The sequence below is a fragment of the bacterium genome (assembly GCA_027622355.1).
Lineage (GTDB): Bacteria > UBA8248 > UBA8248 > UBA8248 > UBA8248 > JAQBZT01.
Genome location: JAQBZT010000208.1, coordinates 1 through 5,362 on the forward strand (window position 1 = coordinate 1; position 5,362 = coordinate 5,362).

The 5,362-nt window shown below is 62.6% G+C and carries 6 protein-coding genes; all 6 read left to right on the forward strand.

The window, feature by feature from the left end:
- Positions 1-387, forward strand: a 387-nt coding sequence (ybeY, locus tag O2807_11470; GenBank protein ID MDA1001117.1) for an rRNA maturation RNase YbeY, incomplete at its 5' end; no start/stop codon positions are given.
- Between the two features lie 63 nt (positions 388-450).
- A complete protein-coding gene (locus tag O2807_11475; protein ID MDA1001118.1) occupies positions 451-951 on the forward strand; it encodes an HIT domain-containing protein in 501 nt (166 codons plus the stop codon).
- Between the two features lie 18 nt (positions 952-969).
- Positions 970-1,335, forward strand: a complete 366-nt coding sequence (locus O2807_11480; protein ID MDA1001119.1) for a LapA family protein — start codon at positions 970-972, stop codon at positions 1,333-1,335.
- Between the two features lie 12 nt (positions 1,336-1,347).
- Entirely contained in the window at positions 1,348-4,065 is a 2,718-nt protein-coding gene (gene mutS, locus O2807_11485; protein ID MDA1001120.1) for a DNA mismatch repair protein MutS, read from the forward strand.
- Positions 4,066-4,125: 60 nt separating this feature from the next.
- Positions 4,126-4,731 carry a DUF4390 domain-containing protein gene (locus O2807_11490; protein ID MDA1001121.1) on the forward strand — a complete coding sequence of 202 codons (606 nt, stop codon included), beginning with the start codon at positions 4,126-4,128 and terminating at the stop codon, positions 4,729-4,731.
- A 3-nt stretch (positions 4,732-4,734) separates the two neighbouring features.
- Positions 4,735-5,362, forward strand: a 628-nt coding sequence (locus tag O2807_11495) for a hypothetical protein (GenBank protein MDA1001122.1), incomplete at its 3' end; no start/stop codon positions are given.

The following is a 5,362-nucleotide window of genomic DNA, read 5'->3' on the forward strand; positions in this document are numbered from 1 at the left end:
CTCCGGTGCAAGGATAAGGACATCGGCGTCGCCATTGTGGGCGATCGGACCATGCGCTTGCTGAACCGGCAGTTCCGGGGCGAAAGCGGCACCACCGATGTTCTCTCTTTTCCTTTTCAGGATGAAGAGGCGGAGGCCTTCGGGCCCGGCGCCGGGATGCCGAACATCCCCTCCGGCTATCTCGGCGAGGTGGTCATATCCGTGGATGAAGCCAAGCGGCAGGCGGATGAGGCCAGAGAGCCCCTCGAGGCCTCCCTGGATCGCCTTCTGGTCCATGGGATACTCCATCTCAACGGCCACGACCATGGCACCGCCCGAGAGGCCGCCCGCATGCGCCAGAAGGAGCAAGGTCTCCTCGCGGCCCTAAGAGCTCTGCGGGGCCGTTGAGGGCTTTCCGTTTTCGCTCCGTAACTTTTTCGAAATTTTGCGCGTCCTCAAAAAAGGAAAACGATGAAACGCTTGTGGGCGCCCTGGAGGATGGATTTCATCTTGGGCAAGAGTGAAGGACAAAAGGGAGGCGGGCCCGCCCCCTGTGTTTTGTGCAGCCTCCTGCGGAAGGCGGACGGCCCGGAAAATCTCGTGCTCTTCCGGGGAGAGGTTTCCTATGTCATCATGAACAAATATCCGTATACGAACGGGCACCTGATGGTTGTCCCGCTTCGGCACGTGCAGCACATGGATGAATTGACGCCCGAGGAGGGGGCCGAAATGTTCCGCCTGGCGCAGAAGGTCGTGGCGGTCCTTCGGGAGAAACTGGGCGCGCACGGCTTCAACGTAGGCTTCAACCTGGGGAAGGCCGCCGGCGCCGGCATTGACGAGCATCTTCACATGCACATCGTTCCCCGCTGGGAGGGCGATCACAATTTCATGCCGATCCTGGGGGAGGTTCGTGTGATTCCCGAGCATCTTGAAGAGACGTACCGCCATCTTCAGGGTGCCTTTCGCGGGTAGGCGAGGTACGAGGTATTTATGGGACTTATCCGGTTACTTCTGGGACTGGCGGCTGCCCTGGCCATCGTGAGCTTCGGCGTGAAAAACATGGAGGTAGTGAGGGTTTCCTACTTCAAGATGGGGACCTATACGCTGCCGCTTTTCTATCTGCTCATGGGGTTCTTCGTCCTCGGCTTTCTGTTGGCGTGGCTGGGCGGCCTCTTCCATCGGGTGAAGTCCTTCCGCACGGTGCGCCGCTACCGCCGCCAGAACCGCCTTCTGGAAAACGAGCTGGAGCGCGTCCACCGCCAGGAGAGGCAGCTTCTGCTCGAGGAGGGCGGCAGCCGGGAGGCGCCCGCGGCGGCCGCCCCGCCCGGAGCGGGAGATTCCGCCACTTCCGAATAAGAGAGTCAGGAGATGCCGTCTCCAGTTGAAAGCCGCATCGCCGAAGAAGCTGCGCGCCAGAAAGCATCTTTGCGCCTCCAGAGCCGCCATCAGAAGGCCACCCCGGCCATGCGGCAGTATTTGGAGATCAAAAAATCCCATCCCGACAGCATCTTGTTTTTCCAGATGGGCGATTTCTATGAAATGTTCTACGAGGACGCGAACCTCGCGGCCAAAATTCTCGATCTCACGCTGACCTCCCGCCAAAGCGACGGCGAGGGACCCATCCCCATGTGCGGGGTGCCCTGCCATGCGGGAACCGCCTACTGCAGCCGGCTCCTCGATTCGGGCCACAAGGTGGCCCTCTGCGATCAGGTGGAGGAGACATCGGCGGCGAAGAAGGTCGTCAAGCGCCAGGTGGTGCGCGTCCTGACGCCGGGAACGGTGATCGACCCCAATTTCCTGGACAGCAAGGAAACCTGCTACCTCGCGGCCCTGACCGCCCACCGGAAGGAAGCGGCCTGGGGGCTCTCCTGGGTGGATGTTTCGACGGGGGAGTTTTCGAGCTGCGAGATCGCGGGGGAGCGGGCCCCGGTGCTGCTCCGCGGCGAACTCGAGCGAATCCGCCCGCGGGAGTTGCTCGTCTGTGCGGGCGAGACGCTCCCCGAGGAGGTCTCGGCGCTTTCCGCCGAATGGGGGATTCGCGTAGAGGCGCGCAGGGCGGAGGAGTTTCTCAATGCGTGGCCGGCCGAGCGGCTGGAGGAGCAGTTCCCGGAAGAGAATTTTTCGGCCTCCCTGGAAAATTATCCGCTTGCCGTGGCCGCCGCCGCGGCCCTCGTCGGCTATCTGCGCGAAAACCAGCCGGGGGGGTTGCCGCACCTGCGGCCGGTGCGCATCCACCGTCTTTCGGACGCCATGAGCCTGGATGCGGCCACCCAGCGCAATCTCGAGCTCGTCAAGACCGCCCATAGCGGCACCGTCCGCGGCTCCCTCCTCAGTCTGTTGGACAAAACCCTGACCGGCATGGGGGGCCGCCTCCTGAAAAAATGGGTCCTCGCGCCGCTCCTCTCCTGCGAACAGATCGCCCATCGCACCGATGCGGTCGAGGAGCTGGTGATGAAGCTCCCCGAGCGGGAGGGGCTGCGGCGCGCGCTGTACCGGGTGCAGGATATCGAACGGATTCTGGGAAGGGTGGGCCTTCAGTCCGCGAACGCGCGGGATCTGGCCGGTCTGGCAGCTTCGCTGCGGGCCCTGCCGGAGCTGTTGGTCCAGGTGCGGAACCTCGATGCGGGACTCTTCCGGGCGCTTGCCGCCGAGTGGGACAATCTCGAGGATGTCGCCGCGCTCCTGGAGTCTGCGCTGGTGGACGCTCCTCCGGCTACGATACGGGAAGGGGGGCTCTTTCGCGATGACTTCGATCCGCGCCTCCAGGAAATGCGCTCCGCCTCGCGGGACGGAAAAAAATGGCTCTCCGACTACGAGGCCAGAGAGCGGGAGCGTGCCGATTTTCCGGTGAAGGTCGGCTACAACCGCGTCTTCGGCTACTACCTGGAAGTGTCGAAGCGGTTTTCCGAAAAAGTTCCCGAAGATTTTATCCGCAAGCAGACGCTGGTGTCCGCGGAGCGCTACATCACGGCCGAGCTCAAGGAGATCGAAGAAAAGGTCATCGGGGCCGAGGAGAAGGCCAAGGCGTTGGAGTATCTGCTCTTCGGTCAGCTGCGGGCCCAGGTCGAGGGAGAGTCGAAGCGCATTCTGGCGGCGGCCGATCGGCTGGCCTCTCTGGATGTCATCGCCGCCCTCGCCGAGGTGGCGGTGAGCCACCAATACGTCCGCCCCGAAGTGAACGAGGGCGATGAGATCGAAATCATCGAAGGGCGTCACCCCATCATGGATGCCGACCCGGCGCTCGCCACCTTCGTTCCCAACGACTTGCGGATCGGGGGTTCCGCCCAAATCCTCATCGTGACGGGTCCCAATATGTCGGGAAAGTCCACCTTTCTCCGCCAGTCGGCCCTGATCATCCTGATGGCGCAGATGGGCAGCTTCGTCCCGGCCCGGCTCGCGCGGATCGGCCTGGTGGATCGGGTGTTCACGCGCGTTGGCGCGCACGATCGGCTCCTCGAGGGTCAAAGCACGTTTATGGTGGAGATGGTCGAGACGGCGACGATACTGCGGGAAGCCACCCGGCGCAGCTTTGTCGTGCTCGATGAGGTGGGCCGCGGAACCAGTACTTACGACGGCGTGAGCATTGCTTGGGCGGTGGTGGAGTATCTTCACGAGGCCGAGGCGCATCGCGCGCGGACGCTCTTCGCCACCCACTACCATGAGCTTGCCGAGATCGCGAAGAATTTTCCGCGGGTTGGAAATTTGACCGTCGAGGTCAGGGAAAGCGGCGATGAGGTCGTCTTCCTGCGGAAGGTGGTGGCGGGAAGTTCGGATCGCAGCTACGGGATCCACGTGGGGCGGCTGGCGGGTCTTCCGCCCGAGGTGCTGGCCCGGGCGCGTGAGCTTTTGGCCGAGCTGGAGGGGGCGGGGCTCCGCCTCCGCGAAGCGGCGGGAGGAGAGAAAAGGGACGGCCGATCGGAGCGCCTCCCCGACCCGCAGCTCTCGCTCTTCGGATCTGCACCGCATCCCCTCGTGGAAGCACTCGAGGGCCTGACCCCGGATCGGCTCTCTCCCCGGGGGGCACTCGATAAACTCTACGAACTCAAGGAAATTTTTGATACCGCAAAACGCCAAAATAGGGCATGATTGAAGCGGTGGGTAGTTCCGGCTAGTATTCATGCAGTGCCCGAGGTTATAAGATTTAAGATGATGAAAAATAAAGCTTATATGGTTTCCGGAAAGACGGCGGGCGTTTTCCTTTTGATTGCGTTTTTGGTGGCGCCCTCCCTCGCGGCCTCGATAAAAGGGGCCGAGCCCCGCATCCGCGATCTTCTGGTGGTGGAGAAAAAAGGGCAACTGCTGGTCTTCGCTTCCCTGGATTCGGGGTTCTCCCAGGACCTCTCCGAGGCCATCCGCAGTGGTGTGACGACGCGGTTTGTCTTTGAGCTCAATTTGATGCGGGCCCGCCGCGTGATCTACGACGCCGACGTGTTGACGCAGAATGTGGTGCACCAGGTGAAATACGATGCGCTGAAGAAGGCCTATACGTTCACCCTTTTCCGGGGAGAGCCGGACAAGAATCTGCGCCGGGTGACACGGCGGCACGATGAGATGGTGGACTGGATGGCCGAGCTGAACGGCGAGCCCATCGCCAACGTGCGGGAGCTGCCCAAGGAGGGCAAATACTATCTGCGCGCCCGCGCCACGCTCAACACGGTAAATTTCTCATTCCCGTTCAACTATCTGCTCTCCTTCATGGGCCGCAAGACGGGCTGGGCCCTCTCGCCGGCCTTTTCCATCAACGGTGCCTGAGCCATGTACTCCCCGAGCCTGAGCCAGGAGGAAATCGTCTTGCGGCGCCGGAAGAACATCCGGCGGGCCACCCTCGGCCTGATTGCCATCACGATTCTCGCGCTCACTGCCTGGCTCTACTTCAAGGACGTGGAGCCGGGGACACCGCTCCTGAACAACGTCACCGTCTTCGCGCTCGTCAATTTGAACATCATCCTGCTGATGGTGCTGGTCCTGCTCGTCGCCCGCAACCTGATCCGCCTCTACTACTCCTCGCGGACGGGACCGGGTGGCTCGCGCCTTCAGGTGAAACTCATTCTCGCCTTCGTCGGCTTCACGCTGGTGCCGACGATCGCCCTGTTCGCAGTCGCCAGCGGCCTCATCAACAAGAGCATCAACACCCTTTTCAACATCAAGGTCGAGGGGGCGCTCAAGGGTTCCTTCGACGTGGCGCAGACTTACTACCGCGAGTCGGAGCGCGGCGTGCTCATCGACGCGAAGCGCATCGCCCTCCAGCTGCAGGAAGCCAGGCTGGGAGATCTCAAGTCCCCGAAGGTGCTCCAGAGCGTCATTGCGGACCGCCAGGGCGGGCTGCGGGTGGACTCGATCGCCGTCTTCAACGCCAACCGCGAGTTGGTGGCTTCGACAAGCC

Coding starts and splice junctions, on each gene's coding strand:
- O2807_11475 (MDA1001118.1), top strand. CDS start 451: ATGAAACGCTTGTGGGCGCCCTGGAGGATGGATTTCATCTTGGGCAAG.
- mutS (MDA1001120.1), top strand. CDS start 1,348: ATGCCGTCTCCAGTTGAAAGCCGCATCGCCGAAGAAGCTGCGCGCCAG.
- O2807_11490 (MDA1001121.1), top strand. CDS start 4,126: ATGATGAAAAATAAAGCTTATATGGTTTCCGGAAAGACGGCGGGCGTT.
- O2807_11480 (MDA1001119.1), top strand. CDS start 970: ATGGGACTTATCCGGTTACTTCTGGGACTGGCGGCTGCCCTGGCCATC.